Source organism: Micromonospora sp. LOL_025, assembly GCF_048060285.1.
In the GTDB taxonomy this organism is placed as follows: Bacteria; Actinomycetota; Actinomycetes; order Mycobacteriales; family Micromonosporaceae; genus Micromonospora.
Map to the genome: position 1 here is coordinate 1 of NZ_JBHMIR010000028.1, position 20,327 is coordinate 20,327.

A 20,327-nucleotide genomic window follows, 5' to 3' on the forward strand; every position below is an offset into this window, starting at 1 on the left:
CCTTCGTGCTGCTCGACCGGCTACCACTGACCGCCAACGGCAAACTCGACAGGACAGCACTACCCGCCCCGCACCAGGACCGGAACTCCGGGCGGCCCCCCAGGACGCCGAGCGAGCGGCTCATGTGTGACGCCTTCGCCGAGGTCCTCGGAGTCGCCGAGGTCGGTCTCGACGACGGGTTCTTCGAGCTTGGCGGTCACTCGCTGTTGGCGCCCCGGCTGGTCAGCCGGATCCGCAACACCCTGGGCCGCGAGTTCAGCGTCCGCGATCTGTTCGAGCGGCCAACCGTCGCCGGACTTCTCAGCGAGGAGCGGGGCGTCGACACGCTCGGCGTGCTGCTGCCGCTGCAATCCGGCGGGACGCGCCGTCCTCTGTTCTGCGTGCATCCCGGGATAGGGATGAGTTGGTCGTACGCCGGACTGGCCCGGCACCTCGGCGCGGACCAGCCGATCTACGGCCTCCAGACCCGGGCGTTGACCGTGCCCGGCTACCGCGCGGCGAGCCTGCCGGAGTTGGCCGCGGAGTACCTCGAGGAGATCCGGCGGGTGCAGCCGCACGGCCCCTACCGGCTGCTCGGCTGGTCCTTCGGTGGTGTCGTCGCGCACGCCGTGGCCACCGCCGCGCAGCAGGCGGGTGAGCAGGTCGAACTGCTGGCCATGATGGACGCCTACCCGGTCCGCGCCGAGGAGGCGGCCCGGCCCCGCAGCGACCGCGACACCATGCTGATGCTGATGGGCGAGGACGACCAGCCCGGGGACGTGCCCGACGAAATCCTCGACCGGTACGACCCGGCGGTGGCGGTCGAGGTGTTGCGCCAGCGCGACCCGGTACTCGCCAGCTTCACCCACGAGGAGGTGCACGCGCTGGTCCTCGCCGCTGTCAACCACGCCGACATCATGGCCGCCCACCGGCCGGGAGTCTTCTCCGGTGATCTGCTGTTCTTCTCCGCCGACCGGGTCGAGGCCGACGAGGACCTGTCAGCGAAGCGTTGGGAGGAACACCTGGACGGCACCATCGAATGCCACCCCGTAGCCGCCACTCATCACCGGATGACCGAGCAGGCGCCGCTCGCGGAGATCGGTCAGATCCTCGCCGCCAAACTCACCTGAGAACGTGACGGCTACCCCGAACCACGAGAAGGGAAATGACATGGCAAACCCGTTCGACGACGAGAGCGGCACGTTCGTGGTCCTGGTGAACGCGGAAGGTCAGCACAGCCTCTGGCCCGTCTTCGCCGCCGTACCCGATGGCTGGCAGTCGGTCTTTGGGCCCGCCGGGCGGGCGGAGTGCCTGGCGTATGTCGAGGCGTCATGGACCGACATCCGGCCGAAGAGCCTACTGGAGCACCAGCCATGACATCCCCCGCCAGATGACGTAGGGCACGACGACTGGACCGGTCCTCCTCACCCTCCCGGCCCGGCGCGGCGGCCCCGCACCCTGGGGGGCGGTCAGCTGCTCCCAATTGGGATGGCCGATCCCGGCTTCGGTGCGAACGTACGGCGGCACGGAAGCCGCACGCTGGAGGGTCGATGGAGACGGCTGTGTTCGACCATGACCACGACGCCCCGCTCGAGGTCCGACGCCACGACCATGAGGTGAGGGTGGACCTCACCATCAGCGAACTCACCTACGACCACGGCGCCGGTGGACGGGCCCGCGCCACCCTCATCGTCCCGGCCCGGCCGAACGGCACCGGCGTCATCCTCGCCCACGGCGGTACCGACGACGGCCGGCACTTCTTCGTCGACGAGGCCACCAGCTTGGCCGAGCGTGGCATGACCGCGCTGCTGACGGCCTACCGACTGCCGCCGCACGGCGACCAGCGGGCCGTGGCCGACGCCGTGCGGGTCGCGGTGCTGACCCAGCTCCGCGGGTTCGACCTGCTGACCGCGTGGGCCGACCGGCTCTGCTACTTCGGGCACAGCGGCGGCGCGCAGTTTGGTGCCATCCTCAGCGCGGTGGACCCGCGCCTGTTCGCGCTGGCCCTCGCGTCCTACGGCGCCGGAACCCTTCAGCGCGTCGCCGCCGCCAGCCTGCCGCAGAACGCTCCGGCAGCCGACGCCTACCTGGAGTTCCTGCACCGCTACGAGCCTGCGCCCTACGTCGCGGTGCCGGGCGCCCGGCGGCTGCTGTTCCAGCACGGCAGGGACGACGATGTCGTCTACCTGTCGGAGGGGCGGCGATTGTTTGACGCGGCCGCCGAACCCAAGGAGTGGCGTGAATACCCCTGCGGACACGACACGTCGACGCCCCCGCAGGCCCGGGCCGACCGCCTGCGGCTCTTCGCCGCCACCTCGGAGGGCTGAGACGGGACGATCGCGAGTCGGTGCTGTGTCGAGGCGGCGGGCGATGTCGCGCGCGTAGCGTGTGCCGCAGTCATGCAGCCGACCTGGAGGTTGACGATGCGTTCGACGGCCAACTCGTTCCGCACGTCCGACGGCGTGGCGCTCGGGGTCGAGCACTTCGGCGACGCGGCGGCGCCCCTCGTGCTGCTCGCGGGCGGCCCGACCATGCTCTCCTGGCCCGACGCGCTCTGCGAGACGCTCGCTCGCGGCGGACGTCACGTCGTGCGCTACGACCTGCGCGACTCCGGCGCGTCGACGACCGTCGACCCCGAGGCGCCGGCGTACACGCTGCGCGACCTTGCCGCCGACGCGGCGGCGCTCGCCCGCGGACTCGACGACCGGCCGGCGCATCTGGCGGGCATCGGCGTCGGCGGGATGGTCGCCCAGGTCGCCGCGCTCGACCACCCGGAGGCGTTCTCGGCGCTCACCCTCGCCGGGACGCGGCCCGTCGCACCGGGCGCGGTCGACGACGACCTGCCCGACCACGACGCGGCGACGATGGGCCGGCGGTTCGCGCTCCCGATGCCCGACTGGTCCGACCGCGCTGCCGTCGCGGAGTTCGCCGCCGCCGGCGCAGAGATCCTCGGCGACGACCCCGCAGCGGCGCGCGCGAAGGCCGAGCGCATCTTCGACCGTACGCCGGGCACGGAGCCCGCGGTCCAGATGGCCAACCAGATGGGCATGGTGTTCTCCAGGCTGGACTGCAAGCCGCGCTGGCGCGGGCGTCTGCCGGAACTCGGGTTACGGACGCTCGTGGTGCACGGTCGCCGCGACCCGTTCTTCCCGGTCGGCAACGGCGAGGCGCTCGCGCGCGAGATCCCCGGCGCGCGGCTGCTCGTACTCGAACAGGCCGCGACCGCGATCCCCGACGAGGCCGCCGACGAGGTCGCCGCGGCGATGCGCGCGCTGTGGACGTCATGACGCCTGCGCGGGCGGCGGCGCGCTGTTGCTCGTCGGGGCGGGGCCCGTTCTGCGACGACGGGCGGAAGGCTGGCCCGCGGTGTCACGCAGGTCCTGATACCGGTCCCTGACGGAGGTCCTGGTCAACGCCGCGAAGGCCGACCCCGACGGTACGGCCGTGCGGCGCGAGCGGGTACACGCGCACCTGTCCGGCTTCGCCACCAGGTCCGGGGAGTAGCGGCCCTCCCCTTGCCGAGATCCATTGACGAGCGTAGGAAGAACATCACGCCCCACCTGCCATCGTCGGCCCCGCATCGGACCACGGTCCAGTGTCGAAGGAGATGCGCGTGACCACACCCAGACGGCTCCGTCTCGCCGTGTCCGTGCTGGTGACAGCGGGCGCCGTCCTGCTCGGCGCGGGCGCCGCCGCGGCACCGCCCGCGACGCCCGCGCCGGCCGGGCACCAGGACTGCGACCCGATCGACCCGACGGCCTGCCTGCTGCCGTTCCCGAACGACTACTTCACCGTGCCGGACCGGACCAGCCCGACCGGCAAGCGGGTGCGGTTCGCGGCCTCCGCGATGCCGGCCAACGTGACAGGAACTCCGATCGACCCGACGGAGTGGAACCGGCAGGACGGGTTCAGTCCCGGCTCGCCGATCCTGGTGCGCGTGCCCGGCCTCGACGCGGCGGCGACCGGGATCGCGCCGGTCACCGACATCGGCCGCTCGCTCGCGCCGGACGCGCCGATCGTGCTGCTCGATGCCCGGACCGGCAGGCGCACGCCGTACTGGGCCGAGCTGGACGCGCGGGCGACCGGCCAGCCGGAGCGGCAGTTGCTGATCATCCGGCCGGCGGTGGCGCTGACCGAGGGCACCCGGTACGTCGTCGGCCTGCGCGGCCTGCGCGACGGCGACGGGGCGCTGATCCCGGCGCCGAAGACGTTCACGGCGTACGTGACCGGTGCCGGTCTCGGCCATCGGGACCGTCGCGTCCCGCAGATGAAGCGGATCCTCGCCGACCTGACCCGGGCCGGCGTCAAGCGGCACAGCCTCTACCTGGCCTGGGACTTCACGGTGGCCAGCCGGCAGGGCCTGACCGGGCGGATGCTGGCGATCCGCGACGGCGCGTTCGCCGCCCTCCGCCGGGCCGCACCGTCGTTCACCGTCACACAGGTGACCGACTACCCGCCGGAGCAGGAGCCGCTGATCGCCCGGCAGGTGACGGGCACCATCGGCGTACCGTCCTATCTGACCGGCGACGGCCTGCCCGGCTCCCGGCTGCACTACGGTCCGGCCGGCGGCGGCGGGACGCCACCGACGCCGGACGCCCTGCCCACGCCGTCCGGCGCGACGGTGGCGGCGGACTTCGTCTGCAACATCCCGCGTAGCGCCTCCGCGCCGAGGCCGGCGCACCTGTCCCTCTACGGCCACGGCCTGCTCGGCAAGCCGACCGAGATCAACGCCGCCAACGTCAAGACCATGTCGCACACGTACGACTTCACCTTCTGCGCCACCAGCTGGATCGGCATGGCCGCCGCCGACATCTCATACGTGGCCGGCGCCTTCACCGACCTCAGAGCCTTCCCCGCGGTGGTCGACCGGTTGCAGCAGAGCTACCTGAACTTCCTCTTCCTGGGCCGGACGATGATCCACCCGGGCGGGTTCGCCGCCCACCCGGCGTTCCGGGACACCGCCGGACGGCCGCTGATCGACGTGGCCGGCGGGCTGCACTACGACGGCAACAGCCAGGGCGGCATCAACGGCGGCGCGCTCACCGCCATCGCCCAGGACTGGACCCGGTCGGTGCTCGGCGTGCCGGCGATGAACTACTCCACCCTGCTGCAACGCAGCGTGGCCTTCACCCCGTTCCAGACGGTCATGAACGGCCACTACCCGGACAAGGCCGACCAGCAACTGATTCTCGCGTTGCTGCAGATGTTGTGGGACCGGTCCGAGGCCAACGGGTACGCCCAGCACATGACCGACCGCCCGTTGCCGGGCACCCCGGCGCACCAGGTGCTGATGCACGTGGCCTTCGGCGACCAGCAGGTTTCCCCCGCCGCGGCGGAGGTCCAGGCGCGCACCATCGGTGCCCGCCTGCACACCCCCGCGCTCGCCGACGGCTGGTCACCGGACGTGCGGCCGTACTGGGGGATCGCGCCGATCCGCAGGTACCCGTACACCGGCTCGGCGATCGTGATCTGGAACAGCGGCGCGGCGTACGCGCCACCGCCGACCAACCTCGCCCCGGCCGGGCCGGAGTACGGCGAGGATTCGCACGAGTTCCCGCGCGCGCAGACCGGAGCCCAGAGACAGAAGGCGGTGTTCCTGCTCACCGGCAAGGTCATCGACGTCTGCGCGGGGACGCCGTGCCCGTGACGCGGTGACCGGTCACGCCGGGAGCGCCCCGGCCACAAGCAGATACGCGTCTGTGGATCAATGCCGACAGACCGTCGCCCGTGGCGGGTCGGCGCCCTAGCGTCAGCGGTGCCGGACCCGTGGCGGATGGCCACCCGGGCCGGCTCCTAAGGAGGCACGGGTGCGAAGGCGTTACGGCATCATCTCGGCGGCCACCGCCATGCTCTGCGGGCTCGCGCTGGCCGGCACGCCGGCACAGGCGAGCACGACCACGCCGAACGGGACCCCCGCCGGGGCGGAGGCGACGTTCCACGGCCGGCCGATCCGCGACGCGGCAACCGCGCAGGCCCTGGCCGACGCGTACTGGACGCCGGAGCGGATGCGAGCCGCGACGCCGCTGGAACCGTTGGTGGGCGGGGAGGAGTTGGCCGGCGAGGCCGTGGACCGGCCGGGTCGGATCGGCGAACCGCGCTCGGGCGCGGACCCCATCGGTCCGCGCGGCACCGGCACGGCGGTCCGCGGTGCGTCGGTCTCGGCCCGCAACGCCTCCGCCGGGGTGGGAACCCAGTCCGTCAATCCCTCACCCGGCGTCGGGCGGGTCTTCTTCACCGACGTCAACAACGAGGACCACTACTGCTCCGCCAGCGCGATCAACACGGCCAAGGCGAACCTGGTCTCCACCGCCGGGCACTGCCTGCACCCCGGCGACGGCTCCGACAACTGGTACACCAACTGGGTCTTCGCCCCGAACTACGCCGACGGCCCGTCCGCCTGGGGGCTGTGGAGCGCCCGGAGCATGACCTCCACCAAGGGCTGGGTCAACCACGACATCCTGTGGTGGGACTACGGTTTCGTCACCGTGTGGCCGCGCAACGGCAAGCGACTGGTGGACGTCACCGGCGGGGAGGGCATCAGCTTCAACTACCCCCGCAGCGTCGCCACCACCCTGCTCGGCTATCCCGGCGCCGCGCCCTTCGACGGCAGGTGGCAGCACTACTGCCAGAGCACGACGCAGGCCGCGGGAACGCAGCGGGTCAAGCTGGTGAACTGCCCGCTGAACGAGGGCACCAGCGGCGGGCCGTTCCTGCGGGCCTGGAACAACTCCCAGGGCTTCGGGTACGTGAACTCGGTGGCCTCGTACAAGTTCTCCGGCAACATGTACGGTCCGTACTTCGACGAGGACGTCGCCGACCTCTTCGACTACGCGAAGGCCAAGAACTGACCGGCGCGGGCCGGGCCAGCCGCGCCGGGAGTTGAGGCGTCCGCCGTGGCGCCGGCTGCCACGGCAACGCCTTCGAGATCCTCGGCCGTCCAGGTGGTGGTGTCGATCACCCCTGGGCGGCCGACCCGGCCCGGCCGGTGCACGGCACGGCCCGTGACATGATGGCGCCCATGGGGAAACAGCAGGACGTCGGCGGACCCGACCGTCACAGTGGGTCAGGTGCCGCCGCGGACGGCGCGACGGGTGGCGGCGTCGACGCGCGGCTCGCCGTCGCCCAGGACCCCGCCACGCCACAGATGACCCTCATCGACCTGGCGTCCGATCCGTCGGCCGTGGTCCGCAAGGCGGTCGCGACGCGCACCGACGCGCCCGCGCAGGCACTGCGACCGCTGGCCCGGGACCATGATCGCCACGTCCGGGAGGCCGTGGCGAGAAACCCCTCGACCTCGATCGGCAATCTTTTGCTGCTCGTCAAGGACGCCGACCGGTGGGTCCGCTGGGCGGTCGCCGGCAACCCGGCCTGCGACGAGTCGGTCCGCAGGGTGATGGCGGAGGCCCCCGACAAGGAGCTTCGCGGTCTCCTCGCGGAGACGCGCGGACTGGAGCCCGAACTGGCCGCGCGGTTGGCCGACGACGTCTCTCCCGAGGTGCGGGAACGACTCGCCACCCACACCCACGACTCCGACGTGATCACCGCCCTGATGGCCGACCGCACCGCGCGCGTACGCAAGGGGCTCGCCCGCAACCCGCGGACCACCGCCGCCCAGCGCAGCGCGCTCGCCCAGGATCCCGTGGTGGACGTCCGCGTCGCGCTGGTGCTCGCGGTCGAGCTGGACGACGCGGATCTGCGACGCCTGGTCGACGACCGCTCGGTGCAGGTGCGGATGGCGTTGGCGACGTCGGAGCTGGTTCCGCCGCACATCCGGCAGGCCCTCGGCAGCGATCCCGACGAGATGGTTGCCGGCGCGGCGCGGAACTTCCGCCCCGGGGCGGGCAACGCCGCGGTGGTACGGGCTCCGCGCATCGGCCACCGGGCCCCGGGAACCGGCCGAGGTCGCCCCGGCGGGGCCCGGCGCTGAGGCCGACGCGAGGACCGAACTGTCGAGGCGTCATTCGCAGCGGTCCTCGCCACCCCGCCCGTACGGCTCGCAGCAGTCCGGCCGGTGCCGAACACGATCAGAGTGTGACCGTGGCGCTCCTCGCGGTCGCCGGTCCGCTCGTACAGGCAGGCGCCCCACACCACCGTCTCGCCTTGGCCGTCGACCACCTGCCCGTCGTCAGGGCCGTGCCGCAGCAACACCCTCACACCGGCGACGCTACCCGCGCTCGCCGGGGTGACGTCAGGACTTCCGGAAGGAGGCCGGGCGTTCCGGGCGGCTGCGGCCTCGCCGCCCGACCTGCGGCGCGCCGGTCACCGGATGCGACGACCGCTCCGGTGGCTTCCGCAACCACAGCCACACCCCGGTCAGGAGGCACGCCGAGCCAGGAACGCGACGGCCGACTCGGTCAGCTCGGAGAGATCGTCGAGGAACGGGAACGTGGGGGAGGCGGGCAGCGGATGTACCTGTTGTTCCCCACCACCAGCACGGCCGCCGTGGAGCCCCGGGCCCCGCTGTTCAGATTGCGCCAGCCCGCGTTGCTGGCCGCCGCGAAGATCCGGCCGCCGTTGAGGGTGTAGACGATCTTCGTGGTGCCCACCGCGATCGCCGCCACCGCCGAGCCCGGAATGCCGGTGCTCAGGCAGTGCCGTGCCCACGCCCATGCCGGCCCACGAGTGACTCCTGCGGTGCGACTGTTCGCTGCCCGTGACCGAAGCTCGCGTTCGGCGGAGGCGCCACCGGCACCCGGTCGTCCGGTGTTTGCTGTCCACATGAGCTTCCCGTCCCACCGGCAGCGTCGGCGCCGGTCATCTCGGCGCCTGGTGGCACGACTGGACGCGGAGCGCTACATGCTGCTGATGCTGATCGGTTTCGGTGGCGCGGTCCTCGGCACCCGCGCGTTCCTGGCGCTGACCGGCTATCCGCAGGTCGGCGGCGGTACGTTGCACATCTCGCACGCCCTGTGGGGTGGCCTGTCGTTGTTCGTCGCCTCGCTCGTCCCGCTGCTCGTCGTCAACCGGGCCGCGCTGCTCTGGGCGGCGCTGCTGGCCGGGATCGGCGCAGGACTCTTCATCGACGAGGTCGGCAAGTTCATCACCGCCGACAACGACTACTTCTTCCCGGCCGCCGCGCCCATCGCCTACGCGGCCTTCCTCATCGCCGTGTGGCTGTACGTGCGTGCCCGGAGCACGCGGGTCGAGGGCACGCGTGCACAACTGCACGCCGCGCTGGAGCTGCTCGGCGAGGCCGTCGACGGGAGACTCGGCGAACGGGACCGGGCGCAGCTGCGGCGACGACTCGGCACCGCCGCCGCGGGTCCGGACGGCGATGAGCTGCGACCGCTGGCTGCGGCGCTGCTGGAGCTGACCGGGCCCGGGGTGCTGCCGCCGTACGTGCGGCGATCAGGACGGATGTCCCGGATCGCGGTCGCCGTGCGGGCGTGGGTGGCTCGGTCGTTGACCCGGGGTCGGCTACGCGTCGGGCTGGTCGTGGCACTCGGGCTGCTGGGCTTCGCCACCCTCAGCGACCTCACCACGATCGTCGCCGTCGCTCTCGACCTGCGCGACGGGACCACCGGTGGGGTGCTCGCCACCGCCAACGAGTTCGCCCGCATCGACATCCAGGACCGCCGCGGGGTGCTGCTCCTGCTGGTCCGGGCGCTGCTGGACGCCTGCGTGGGAACCGCGCTCGTCGTGGCCGCCGGGCTGCTGCTCCGCGGGGTGGCCCGCCGAGCCGTGGAGATCGCCCGGGCGGGTCTGGTCACCTCCCTGAGCGTGGTGAACCTGCTGGTGTTCTACCTCGACCAGTTCGCCGCCGCCGTCAGCGCGCTCGGTCAGTTGGCGGTCCTGCTCGCGGTGCAGCACTACCAGCGGCTGTTCGAGCAGCCGGCCGACGCCGACCGCTCCGGCGGCGCTGACGGTGACTGAACGCGGGCGCCGCGCCGGACGTGACGTCGCTGGGCCCATGCTGACGGCGGGCGTCCTCAGCGGACGGCGTCGCCCATGCGGGCGACGGCCTCGGTGAGGATCGCCGGCGAGGTGGCGAAGTTGAGCCGGACGAAGCCCGCCCCGCCGGTGCCGAAGACGTGCCCGGAGCTGAGGGCGACCCGCGCGTGGTCGAGGAACATCTTCGCCGGCCCGGCGACGTCGCTGACCACGCCGATGTCGTCGGCCGGCTGCTCCGTGTCGACGCCCAGCCCGGTGCAGTCCAGCCAGGCGAGGTAGGTGCCCTCGGGGCGGTGGTACGGGACGGACGGCAGGTGCTTCGCCAGCAGTGTCGCGAGCAGCGTGCGGTTGCCGTCGAGACCGTCGAGGAGAAGGTCGAGCCACGGCCCGCCCTCGCGGAACGCGACGGTGTGCGCGATGACACCGAGGTGGCTGGGCCCGTGGCTGACTTCCTCCGGCATGCGGCGGAGGTCGGGCACGGCCTGCGGGCCGGCGACCGCGAGCGCCGCCTTGAGGCCGGCGAGGTTCCAGGCCTTCGAGGCGGAGGTCAGGGCGAACGCGTTCTCGGCGCCGGCCACCGTGAGGTACGGGGTGAAGTGCGCCCCCGGCAGCACCAGGGGGGCGTGGATCTCGTCGGAGATCACCCGTACGCCGTGCCGGTCGGCCAGCGCGGCGACCGCTTCGAGTTCGTCGCGCCGGTGGACGACCCCGGTCGGGTTGTGCGGGTTGCACAGCAGGAACGCCGGCCGGCGGCCGTGGGCCCGCGCGCGGCGGAATGCCTCGTCGAGGGCGGCGGGATCCATGCGCCGGTCGGGTCCGAGCGGGGCCTCGACCACCTGCCGGTCGGCGTGGCTGACGAAGGCGTAGAAGGGCGGGTAGACGGGGGAGCAGACCACGACCGCGTCGCCGGGGTCGGTGACGAGCCGGAGCACCTCGACGATGCCCATCATCACGTCGGGGACGACCGAGGTGTGCGCGACGGGGAAGTCGGGCCAGCCCCAGCGTCGGGCGGCGAAGCCACCGATCGCCTCGGCGTACGCCGTCCCGTACGAGTAGCCGGTGTCGCCGAGGTCGACCGCGCGGCGGAGCGCGTCGGCCACCGGGGGAGCGAGGGGCACGTCCATCTCCGCGACCCAGAGCGGGAGCACGTCGGGCGGGAACATGCGCCACTTCACGCTGGTGCGCTGCCGGAGGTCGTCGAGCGTGAGCAGGGTCAGCGGGTTCCGGGCCGCCGAGCCGTCGGCGGAGGGGCCAGGGCTTGCCATACCGCCCACCATAGGACCAGGCGCCGCCACCGGTCCCGCCCGCCCGGCGCCCACGTCCGGCCCCGACGCCGCTACCAGCGGTTGCGGGCCTCCTCGGCCCAGCCGACCAGTCCGTCCAGGTCGACGCGCTCGCCGTCGTCGGCCGCCGCCCAGCCGGTGAAGTGCCCGAAGCACTGGTGCGTCTCGTTGGCGAGCACACCGAAGTTCGTCCTGGCGATCTTCTCGTGGAAGGGGTGGAACTCCACCGCCACCCGCTCACCGCTGATCCGCCACGGCCGCAACCAGTCGGCGCGGTCGTACTCCCAGCGCAGCTCGTCGCCGATCTTGTGCAGCCGGCCGTCGACGAAGAGGCCGTTCTCGGTCGAGCCGGTGCCGTCGGTCCACCGACCGCCGAGCTGGATCGCCCGACCCGGGCCGCTGCCGGCGGCCCAGTTCCAGCGGATCGCGTACGGCCACCTGCCGCGGCCGTGGTCGAGGACGGCGAAGGAGTCCGCCTCGGCGACCGGATGCTCCACCCCGTCGACGCGCAGGGTGCCGCGCACGGGGCGGCCGAGGTCCTTGACGGTGTACTGGAACCGGCGGGTGCTCCAGGGCACCACCACGCCGAGCGACTCGTGACCCGCCGGCAGCGGCACCACGAGGTCGACCTCCAGGCCGGGGGCGGTGGCGCGGATGGTGGTGCCCGACGCCGCCTGGTCGATGTCGATCGAGAGCCCACCGCCGCGCGCCCGCACCGCGCCCGCCCCGCTGACCGGCGGGAAGAGCGTGCCCCGGGCGAAGGGGACCACCGCGTTCCTGTCGATCTCGGCCTTCGTCGCGCGGTCGAGCACGTAGAGGCTGTGCACGCCCGCGTAGTCCAACGACGAGGCGACCAGGCCGACGATGTGGGTCGGCGTGACGACGCCCCAGTACTCCCAGCGCTTGTTGCGGCCCCAGCCGCGCAGGTTCGCCCGGTGCAGTGGACGGCGACTCCAGCCCACGGCGGCGGGAGCGAGCCGCCCGCCCGCGAGGCACAGGTCGACCGGCTCGGTGATCTCGTTCTCGCGCGTCACGACGGGCAGGCTATCCGGCCCGGCTCCGGCGGGGACGCCGCCGGCCGTCGCCCGGTGGCGGCGGCGTGGCGGTCGAGGGCGCGCAGGAGGTTGCCGCCGAGGACGGCGTCGCGGTCCCCGGCGGACAGCCCGTCGAGGCCGGTCGGGTCGGCCGCCTGGGCGAAGGACACATGGTCGAGGCTGGGGGAGAAGTCGGATCCCCAGCACAGGCGCCGTGGGCCGAAGCGGTCGAGGAGCAGTTCGACGAAGGGGCGGGCCGCCCGGTGCGGGAAGGCGTGTGCCGGGTGGCTGACCGCGTACAGGCCGGAGAGCTTGACCCCGACGTGGGGTAGCCGGGCCATCCGCGTCAGGGGAGCGAGGACGGCCCCCGCCGTCTCGCGGGTGGGCACCTCGGCGTGTTGCCCGGGCAGGCCGAGGTGGCTGAACAGCACGGTGCAGCCGTCCAGGGCGGCCAGGGCCGGGCCGAGCCGCGTGGTCGCCGCGGGGGTGGCGTTGAGGCTCACCACCGCCCCGGCGTCGTTCAGCGCTGGCGCCTCGTGCGTCGTCCAGGCGGCGAACGCCTCGGCGGCCGCCTCGTCGGGCAGGTACGCGGCGACGCCGACGAATCCGGCGGACAGCCAGGTCCCGGTCCCGCCCGCTCCCGCCGGTCCGCCTGGTGGGACGTAGGCGACCGGGGCGATCCAGTTGTGCGCGGCGGCCAGGCGGGCGAGATGGTCGTTGTTGCCGGCGAAGCGCGGCTCGCCCTCGTAGCCGACCACGAGTGCCCGTCCGATGCCGTGCTCGCGACGTATGCCCTGGTAGACGGCCAGTTCGTCGCCGCCAGCGGGGGAGCGGCCGTAGCGGCCGGGGTAGCCGTCGGCGAACAGGTGCAGGTGGGCGTCAGCGCGTCGCATGGTCGGACCCTAGCCCAAATTTCCGCAGGCCATTGACGTGACGGCACCCCTGACTTAGGTTCTTGTCTCAATTAGGTCCGTAACTGAGGACGCGAGCAAGGGGTGAACCGCGTGACGCTGGAAGGCGACGACGTTGATGAGCTGGTCCGGCTGCGGCGCCAGCTTCACCGACACCCTGAGCTGCGGTTCACTGAGCGACAAACAGCCGCCACCCTCGTGGATCTGCTGCGGCCACTGGGCCGGATCCGGACCGGAATTGCCGGCACCGGCCTGGCCCTGGAGATCGATGGAGCTACGCCCGGACCCGAGGTTCTCCTTCGGGCCGATATGGACGCCTATCCCGTTCAGGACGCCAAGCAGGAGCCGTACGCCTCCCGCAACCCCGGCGTCTGCCACGCCTGCGGGCACGACGTGCACATGACCGTCGCCTACGGAGTCGCCGCCCGGCTCGCCGCCGACCCACCGGCCCGGGGCTCGGTGACCCTGCTGTTCCAGCCCGCCGAGGAGATCCCGTTCGGAGCCGACTCCGGCGCCGCCGCGGTGCTCGCCGACGAGGCGTTCCGCGACCGCCGGTTCGCCGCGGTGCTCGGCCTGCACTGCTGGCCCGACCTGGCGGCGGGCACGCTCGGTGTCGACCGGAGCACCGCGATGGCGGCGAAGGACGCGTTCCGCGTCGAGCTGCTCGGGGTGGCCGCGCACGCCGCGACCCCCGCGCTGGGGCGCGACGCCATCCTGGGCCTCACCGCCATGGTCACCACCCTGCACGCCGCGGTGGCCCGAGCCCGCAACCCCGAGGAACTGGTCGCCTTCAACATCGGCACCATCTCCGGCGGGGCGAGCCAGAGCCAGGTCGCCGACTGCGCCGAGGCGACCGGGACCCTGCGTACCCACGACCCGGCCGTCCGGGAACGGCTGAAGGCGGTGATCGAACGCGTCACCCGCCAGCAGGCCGCGGCGCTCGATCTCGGCGTGCGCTTCACCTGGGCCAACGAGATGCCCCCGGTGCGCAACGCCGCCGAGCTGGTCGCCCTCGCGCACGCCGAGCTGCCCGGGACCGTCGACGTCGTCGACCTGCCGGTGCCGCCCCTGACCACGGACGACTTCGCGCTGCTCGGCGCGCTCGGCCCGAGCCTCTACGTCAAGCTGGGCGTCACCGGCGAGCGCGGCGGAGCCCCGCTGCACTCCGGCGCGTTCGACGTCGACGAGCGGTGCCTCGTGACGGGGGTGGCCGCCCTGGAACGGCTCACGCGGGCGGTCCTCGACGGTCGACTGGGGGCCGGCGTCGCGCAGGCCGCGCCGGCGTCCGCCGGGGCGGTGGACGGATGAAGGACGGACCGCGGGTGGCGGTGGTCGGCGGGGGCGCGTTCGGCGTCCGGCACGTGGCCGCCTACCAGGCCCTGGGCGTACGCGTCGACGCGCTGGTCGACCCCGACGCGGCCACCCGGCAACGGGTGGCCGCCCGCCACGGCGTCCCGCACACCTATCCCACCGTCGCCGACCTGCTCGCCGCCGGCACGCCGGACGCCGCGTCGGTGTGCGTACCCGGCTCGGCGCACCGTGCCGTCGCCGTCGCCCTGATCGCCGCCGGGGTGCCCGTCTTGGTCGAGAAGCCGCTGGCCGCGACCGTCGCCGACGCCGCCGCCATCGTCGCCGCCGCCGAGGCGCACGGGGTGCTCTGCCAGCCGGGGCACATCCTGCGGTACAGCCCCGCCCACCGGGCGCTGCACGACGCCGTCCGCGACGGCCGGCTGGGTCAGGTGCTGGCCGTCTCCTCGCGCCGGGACCGCCCCCGCACCCTGACCCGGCTCTTCCCCGAGGAACATCCCGCCCTGCTGACCGCCGTGCACGACATCGACCTGGCGCTGTGGTACGCGCAGTCGCCGGTGGTCGAGGTACGCGCGGCGGCCCGGACCCGCCCGGGATCGGCGACGCCGGTGCTGGTGTGGGCGGAGCTTCGACACGCCAACGGCGTCGTGTCGTCGGTCCGCAACAGCTATCTCCTGCCCGAACACACCCCCAACCACACCTTCGACCTGGTCGAGGTGTACGGCACCGACGGGGTCGGCCACGTCGACCTCGGGCACCCCACGCTGCTCGTGCAGGCCGAGCGGACGGAGGCGCCGGACTGGCTGCTCTCCCCGGCCGACGGCGGTGGCGCGCTCGCCGCCGAGCTGCGGCACTTCCTGCGCCGGCTGGACGGCAGCGAGCCCACCCCGGTCGTTCCCCTCGCCGACGGGCTGCACGTGGTGCAGATCGCCGCCGCCGTCGTCGACAGCGCCACCGCCGACGGCGCCCCCCGCCGAGTTCCCCATCCCCCTCGCTGACAGGAGCTTCTGCTGATGATCCGACGTAGATTGGCCGCCGGCGTCGTCGCCGCCGGCATGGCCGCCGCCGCGTTGCTCTCCGGGTGCGGAGGTGACGACGCCTCGGACGACCCGGTCACCCTCAAGGTGCTGACCTGGGAGCCGGGCGGCACCGAGTACTGGAAGCAGGTCAAGACCAGCTTCGAGGCCAGCCACCCGGACATCAAGCTGGACATGCAGTCGGTGCCGTTCGACAAGTACCCCGAGGTGCAGGGCCCCTACATCACGTCCCAGTCGGGGCCGGACGTGATGGCCAACAACGCCGGCCTGGAGCTGTTCGACCGGCGCGGCGCGTACGTGCCGCTGGGCGACAAGGCCGCCGAGATCAACAAGGACCTCGTCACCTACAGCGGTGCCTGCGAGGGCTTCGACACCGCCAAGCCCTGCTACGGCGTGCCCTTCTCGTACCAGGGCAACGTCCTCTACTACAACAAGAGCATCCTGACCGCCGCCGGACTCGACCCGGAGAAGCCGCCGGCGACCTGGACCGAGTTCAGTGCCGCCTGCGAGGCGGTGAAGAAGGCCGGCAAGACCTGCCTGGCCCTGGGGCTGTCGGGCACCTTCCCCGCCTACTGGGACTTCCCCGAGATCGCCCGCAGCTACCTCAGCGAGGACGACATCCGCGGCCTGCTGGCCGGCACCCTGTCGTGGAAGGACCCGAAGCTGGTCGCGGTGCTGGAGAAGCTCGCCGAGATCACCACCAAGGGCTGGGCGAACAGCAACGCGCCGTCGATCACGATGCTTCCCGACGGCGCGGACATCTTCCAGCGCGGCGACGCCGCGTTCGCCGGGACGATCATCTCCGACGCTGTGAACTGGGAGGCGTTCGGCAAGGCCCTCGGCGACGACAAGCTCGGCGTCACCCGCTGGCCGGCAGCCGAACCCACCGCCGCGCTGGCGCAGAAGTTCTCCGGCATCGAGGGCGCCGTCTACGGCGTGACGAAGTGGAGCGAGAAGAAGGACGCCGGGCTGGAGTTCATCACCTGGCTCGCCGGCAAGGAGAACGGCGAGCTGTGGGTGAAGCACGCCAAGGGCCAGCCGCTGAACAAGAACGTCGACAAGGCGCTGCTGCCCTCCTCGCCGGCCTTCCAGAAGATCCAGGAGCTGGTCGCCGAGCCGACCCTGCACGCCGGGGTGATGCTCTCCGGACCCGAGGCCGACGCGCTGGCCCGTGGCTGGCAGCAGGTGAGCCTCGGTCAGCTCACCGTCGACAAGTGGGCCGAGCAGATGCAGCAGGCGCTGGAGCGCAGCCCCACCAAGAAGCAGGGCAACTAGCCGTACGGGGCGGGGCGGCGACGCCCCGCCCCGCCAGCCGGAGAAGGAAGCCAGATGACGATCTCCACCGCGCCGGTGCCGGAGCCGGTGGCCGCCGACAAGCCCACCCGACCCGCCCGGCGGCCCCCGCGCCCCGGCCGTGCCCGCGAGTGGTGGCTGGGAGCCCTGTTGGTGCTGCCCGCGCTGGTCCTGGCCGTGATGTTCAAGGTGGTGCCCCTGATCCGGGGCGTGATCACCAGCACCGAGTCGTCCAGCGGGTTCGGCGGCAGCTCGTTCGCCGGGGCCGACAACTACACCCGCATGCTCGACGACCCGATGGTGCTCACCAGCTTCCGCAACGCCCTGCTGGTGGTGGCCACCCTGCCGGTGTGGATCGTGCTGCCGCTGGTGCTGGCGCTGCTGATCCACCAGCGGTCGCCGGGCTGGAAGTTCTTCCGGGCCGTCTACTTCGTCCCGTACACCATCGCCCCGATCGTCGTCGGGATCATGTTCCGGCAGATCCTCGCCCCCGACGGACCCCTGAACGCCCTGCTGCGCACGGTCGGCCTCGAACCGCTGGCGATCCAGTGGCTCAACGGCCGGTACAGCGCGCTGTTCGCACTGGTCGCGGTCGCGCTGTGGAGCTTCTTCGGCCTGGGCGTGATGACCTACCTGGCCGGGCTGGCCACGATCCCCGAGGAGACCCTCGAAGCGGCCTACCTCGACGGCGCCGGGTTCTGGCGGCGCCTGCTCTCCGTGGTGGTGCCGATGCTGCGGCCCACCGTGGCGTACTGGAGCGTGCTGTGCGCCTCCGGCGTCCTGATCTGGCTCTTCCCGCTGATCTACGCGCTGACCCAGGGCGGGCCCGGCGACGCCACGATGCTGCCGGAGTACCTGGTCTTCCTGACCACCTTCCAGTTCCTGGACCGCGGCTACGGCTCCGCCATCGGCATCGCGCTGTTCGTCTTCGTCGCCGTGCTCTCCGTCTTCAGCGTGCGGCACATGTTCACAGAGGGGACCAGGAAGCCGCGATGAACCAGCGCCAATTCGCCCGGGCCGGGCGCTACCTGCTCACGTTCGCGCTGGTCGTCGTCGCGGTCGCGGCGGTCTACCCGCTGCTGTTCACGGTGGTCAGCTCGCTGAAGACGCAGACGGGCTTCGCCCAGGACCCGCTGGGCCTGCCGAGCGGGATCACCCTCGACAACTACCTCGAGGCGTTCCGCCGGATGGACATGCCCCGGCTGCTGCTCAACTCGCTGATCACCACCGTGGGCGGGCTGGTGCTGTCGGTGCTCGCCGCGCTGCTGGTCGCGTACGCGGTGACGAAGCTGCGCTTCCGCGGCGGCAAGGTGGTCTTCCTGCTGATCATCATCACCCTGACCATTCCCGGTCAGGCGATCATCTACCCGCTCTACCAGACCGTGCTGGACCTGGGCATGTCCGGCGAGTACCAGGGGCTGATCCTGGCGTACGCGGCGTTCGGGCTGCCGCTGGGCACCTACCAGCTCGCCGGCTACTTCCAGCAGGTGCCCGACGAGCTGATCGAGGCGGCCCGGGTCGACGGCGCGGGCCACTTCACCATTCTGTTCCGCCTGCTGGCGCCGATCGCCGCGCCGGCACTCGCGGCGCTGGCCATCTTCAACTTCGTCTGGATGTGGAACGACCTGCTACTGCCCCTGGTCATCATGGGCGGTTCGGACAGCAAGACCCTGATGGTCGGCGTCTCCCTGCTCAGCGGCCAGTACGACGTGTCGGTGCCGCTGGTCAGCGCCGGCCTGATCGTCGCCCTGCTGCCGGTGCTGATCATCTATCTGGTCTTCCAGCGTCAGCTCGTCTCCGGCGCGCTCGCCGGCTCCGGCAAGTGAGCCCGCCGGCGGAGGGCCCCGGCCCCGGCGGCACCGGCTCCGGCGGCCCCGTGCCCGGCATCGGCACCGGCAAAATCGTGCCCGGTTTCCGCGGCGCCGGGCCGGCGGCCGATCCCGGGGTCTCGGGGCCCGGGGCGCAGCTGTGCCACCTCTACCGGCTGCGCCCCGGCGCCGAGGGGGAGTACGAGCGCCGGCACGCCGAGATCTGGCCGGAGATGTCGGCGCTGCTGGACGAGGCCGGCGTCTACGACTACCACATCTACCGGCACGGACTGCTGCTGATCTGCGTGCTGCGGACCCGCGACGGCTACCCGCGGGCGCGCCGGGTCACCGCGGCCTCCGCCGTGCAGGCGCGGTGGACGCGGTCACTGGCACACCTGTTCGCCGAGATCGCCGACGCCGACGGCGAGCCGCTGTGGGCCCACCCGGTCTTCCACCACGCGGGCCGGCCGCCACCGGCGTGAGCGTGGCGGTCCGTACGACGGTTGCCCGGCGGGTTCACCCGCCGGGCAACCGTCGCGTGTGCTCAGACCGCGTAGGCGACGGAGCCGTCCGCGCGCAGCGGGATGCGGTGCAGGGGGCGGCCCGTCAGGTCCAGGGGCGTGGCGTCGGTGAGGTCCAGGGTCACGCCGAGCCCGGGCTCCTCGGGCACCGGCAGGAACCCGCCCTCGCGTCGCACGCAGGCCCGCGCCGGTCCGTCGGCCAGCTGGTCGTCGAGGGGGGAGTACTCCTGCACCACGAAGTTGGGGATGGCGGTGTCCAGGTGCACCGAGGCCATCGTCAGCAGCGGGCCGAGGCAGTTGTGGCTGACCACGGCGGCGTGGTGCGCCTCGGCCAGTGCCGCGATCTTGCGGGCGTGACTGATGCCGCCGGCCAGGCCCAGGTCGGGGCGGACGTACTGGGCGCCGCCCTGGGCGAGCAGCTCCTTGAACTCCCAGATGGTGTGCAGCCGTTCCCCGTTGGCCATGGGCACGCCGAGCGCCCGGCGGGCGACGTCGGCCTGGCTGCTGACGCTGTCGATCTGGATCGGGTCCTCCACCAGCAACGGCAGGTGCCGGGCCAACGCGGGCACGACCGCCTCCGCCTGCAACGGGGTGAGCTTGCGGTGCAGCTCGACGAGCAGGTCCACGTCGGGGCCGACGGTGTCGCGGACGGCGGCCGTGGTGGCCTCGGTGGACATGACCAGCCGGGCCAGCGACAGGTCGGCGTGGTCGGCCGGCAGCGGGTCGAACTTGACCGCGGTGAAGCCGTCGGCCACGGCGGCCGCCGCCTGCGCCGCCAGCGCCTCCGCGCCGGTGCCCGGCAGCAGCAGGTGCAGGCGGATCCGCTCGCGTACCCGGCCGCCCAGCAGTTGCCAGACCGGGACACCGAGGCGCTTGCCGAGCAGGTCCCACAGGGCGATGTCCACCGCGGCGACGGCGGCGGAGAGCACCGAACCCCGGAACGGGCCCATCCGGTAGAGGTGGTGCCAGTGGTGCTCGATGCGGCCGGGGTCGGCGCCGAGGAGATGGGGACGGAACGCCTCCACCACGGCGTGCACCGCGGCGGGGTAGCCCCAGCAGGCGGACTGCCCGACGCCGACCAGCCCGTCCGATGTGTGCAGCTGGACGAAGTGCGCGTCGCCCAGCACCACCGAGTCGACGGCGGTGATCTCCATACCTGCCCCCAAAATTAGAGACCAATAACGGTCAGAAACTTGCTCCTGCACTCTTCCATAGCCTTGCGGGGCTGGTCTAGGCTTCGGAACGAACGAGCCGCAATAAGG

At 72.7% G+C, this 20,327-nt stretch carries 19 protein-coding genes and 1 pseudogene; 14 read left to right on the top strand and 6 right to left on the bottom strand.

From position 1 onward, the window contains the following. The 7 genes from ACFHW0_RS25575 to ACFHW0_RS25605 form a co-directional block, all read left to right on the top strand. The coding region (locus ACFHW0_RS25575; RefSeq protein WP_416611522.1) for a thioesterase domain-containing protein at nt 1-1,109 on the top strand (1,109 nt) is incomplete at its 5' end. A gap of 40 nt (nt 1,110-1,149) precedes the next feature. Further along, nucleotides 1,150-1,356, top strand: coding sequence for an MbtH family protein (locus tag ACFHW0_RS25580; protein ID WP_416611524.1), 207 nt, complete (start codon nt 1,150-1,152; stop codon nt 1,354-1,356). 173 nt (nt 1,357-1,529) lie between these two features. After that, a complete protein-coding gene (locus ACFHW0_RS25585; protein ID WP_416611526.1) occupies nt 1,530-2,306 on the top strand; it encodes an alpha/beta hydrolase family protein in 777 nt (258 codons plus the stop codon). A 96-nt stretch (nt 2,307-2,402) separates the two neighbouring features. Continuing rightward, the gene (locus ACFHW0_RS25590; protein WP_416611528.1) at nt 2,403-3,266 is read left to right on the top strand and encodes an alpha/beta fold hydrolase; all 864 of its coding nucleotides are present in this window, start codon (nt 2,403-2,405) and stop codon (nt 3,264-3,266) included. Between the two features lie 320 nt (nt 3,267-3,586). Next, nucleotides 3,587-5,626 (top strand): hypothetical protein, encoded by a 2,040-nt coding sequence (locus ACFHW0_RS25595; RefSeq protein WP_416611530.1) that lies wholly within the window; start codon nt 3,587-3,589, stop codon nt 5,624-5,626. Nucleotides 5,627-5,786: 160 nt separating this feature from the next. Next, nucleotides 5,787-6,827 (top strand): trypsin-like serine peptidase, encoded by a 1,041-nt coding sequence (locus ACFHW0_RS25600; RefSeq protein ID WP_416611531.1) that lies wholly within the window; start codon nt 5,787-5,789, stop codon nt 6,825-6,827. A 170-nt stretch (nt 6,828-6,997) separates the two neighbouring features. Beyond that, the gene (locus ACFHW0_RS25605; RefSeq protein ID WP_416611533.1) at nt 6,998-7,906 is read left to right on the top strand and encodes a hypothetical protein; all 909 of its coding nucleotides are present in this window, start codon (nt 6,998-7,000) and stop codon (nt 7,904-7,906) included. A 30-nt stretch (nt 7,907-7,936) separates the two neighbouring features. On the opposite strand, the pseudogene ACFHW0_RS25610 reads toward ACFHW0_RS25605, so the two are convergent. Both ACFHW0_RS25610 and ACFHW0_RS25615 read right to left on the bottom strand, forming a co-directional pair. After that, a pseudogene (locus ACFHW0_RS25610) lies at nt 7,937-8,133 on the bottom strand (hypothetical protein). 200 nt (nt 8,134-8,333) lie between these two features. After that, entirely contained in the window at nt 8,334-8,540 is a 207-nt protein-coding gene (locus ACFHW0_RS25615; protein ID WP_416611535.1) for a hypothetical protein, read from the bottom strand. A gap of 208 nt (nt 8,541-8,748) precedes the next feature. On the opposite strand from ACFHW0_RS25615, the gene ACFHW0_RS25620 reads away from it, so the two are divergent. Further along, the gene (locus ACFHW0_RS25620; RefSeq protein ID WP_416611537.1) at nt 8,749-9,852 is read left to right on the top strand and encodes a hypothetical protein; all 1,104 of its coding nucleotides are present in this window, start codon (nt 8,749-8,751) and stop codon (nt 9,850-9,852) included. A gap of 56 nt (nt 9,853-9,908) precedes the next feature. Here ACFHW0_RS25620 and ACFHW0_RS25625 read toward each other — a convergent pair whose 3' ends face one another. From ACFHW0_RS25625 to ACFHW0_RS25635, 3 genes are all read right to left on the bottom strand, one after another. Continuing rightward, complete coding sequence (locus ACFHW0_RS25625; protein WP_416611539.1) at nt 9,909-11,135, bottom strand: MalY/PatB family protein; 1,227 nt, start codon at nt 11,133-11,135, stop codon at nt 9,909-9,911. Between the two features lie 71 nt (nt 11,136-11,206). Next, nucleotides 11,207-12,187, bottom strand: a complete 981-nt coding sequence (locus ACFHW0_RS25630; RefSeq protein ID WP_416611541.1) for a DUF2804 domain-containing protein — start codon at nt 12,185-12,187, stop codon at nt 11,207-11,209. After that, on the bottom strand, nt 12,184-13,080 hold the full coding sequence (locus ACFHW0_RS25635; protein WP_416611542.1) for an amidohydrolase family protein: 897 nt from the start codon (nt 13,078-13,080) through the stop codon (nt 12,184-12,186). Before ACFHW0_RS25635 ends, ACFHW0_RS25630 begins: the two co-directional genes overlap by 4 nt. A 111-nt stretch (nt 13,081-13,191) precedes the next feature. On the opposite strand from ACFHW0_RS25635, the gene ACFHW0_RS25640 reads away from it, so the two are divergent. Genes ACFHW0_RS25640 through ACFHW0_RS25665 form a run of 6 tightly spaced genes read left to right on the top strand, consistent with a single transcriptional unit; the run spans nt 13,192 to nt 19,026 of the window. After that, nucleotides 13,192-14,406, top strand: a complete 1,215-nt coding sequence (locus tag ACFHW0_RS25640; RefSeq protein ID WP_416611544.1) for a M20 metallopeptidase family protein — start codon at nt 13,192-13,194, stop codon at nt 14,404-14,406. After that, a complete protein-coding gene (locus tag ACFHW0_RS25645; RefSeq protein WP_416611546.1) occupies nt 14,403-15,404 on the top strand; it encodes a Gfo/Idh/MocA family protein in 1,002 nt (333 codons plus the stop codon). The genes ACFHW0_RS25640 and ACFHW0_RS25645 overlap by 4 nt, the downstream gene beginning before the upstream one ends. Before the next feature lie 15 nt (nt 15,405-15,419). Continuing rightward, nucleotides 15,420-16,718, top strand: a complete 1,299-nt coding sequence (locus ACFHW0_RS25650; RefSeq protein ID WP_416611548.1) for an ABC transporter substrate-binding protein — start codon at nt 15,420-15,422, stop codon at nt 16,716-16,718. 54 nt (nt 16,719-16,772) lie between these two features. Then, on the top strand, nt 16,773-17,732 hold the full coding sequence (locus ACFHW0_RS25655) for a carbohydrate ABC transporter permease (RefSeq protein WP_416611550.1): 960 nt from the start codon (nt 16,773-16,775) through the stop codon (nt 17,730-17,732). After that, nucleotides 17,729-18,562, top strand: a complete 834-nt coding sequence (locus tag ACFHW0_RS25660) for a carbohydrate ABC transporter permease (RefSeq protein WP_101409386.1) — start codon at nt 17,729-17,731, stop codon at nt 18,560-18,562. Before ACFHW0_RS25655 ends, ACFHW0_RS25660 begins: the two co-directional genes overlap by 4 nt. Further along, on the top strand, nt 18,559-19,026 hold the full coding sequence (locus tag ACFHW0_RS25665; protein WP_416611553.1) for an L-rhamnose mutarotase: 468 nt from the start codon (nt 18,559-18,561) through the stop codon (nt 19,024-19,026). The genes ACFHW0_RS25660 and ACFHW0_RS25665 overlap by 4 nt, the downstream gene beginning before the upstream one ends. 62 nt (nt 19,027-19,088) lie before the next feature. On the opposite strand, the gene ACFHW0_RS25670 is transcribed toward ACFHW0_RS25665, so the two are convergent. Further along, on the bottom strand, nt 19,089-20,219 hold the full coding sequence (locus tag ACFHW0_RS25670; protein ID WP_416611555.1) for a mandelate racemase/muconate lactonizing enzyme family protein: 1,131 nt from the start codon (nt 20,217-20,219) through the stop codon (nt 19,089-19,091). Nucleotides 20,220-20,327 lie beyond the last annotated feature (108 nt).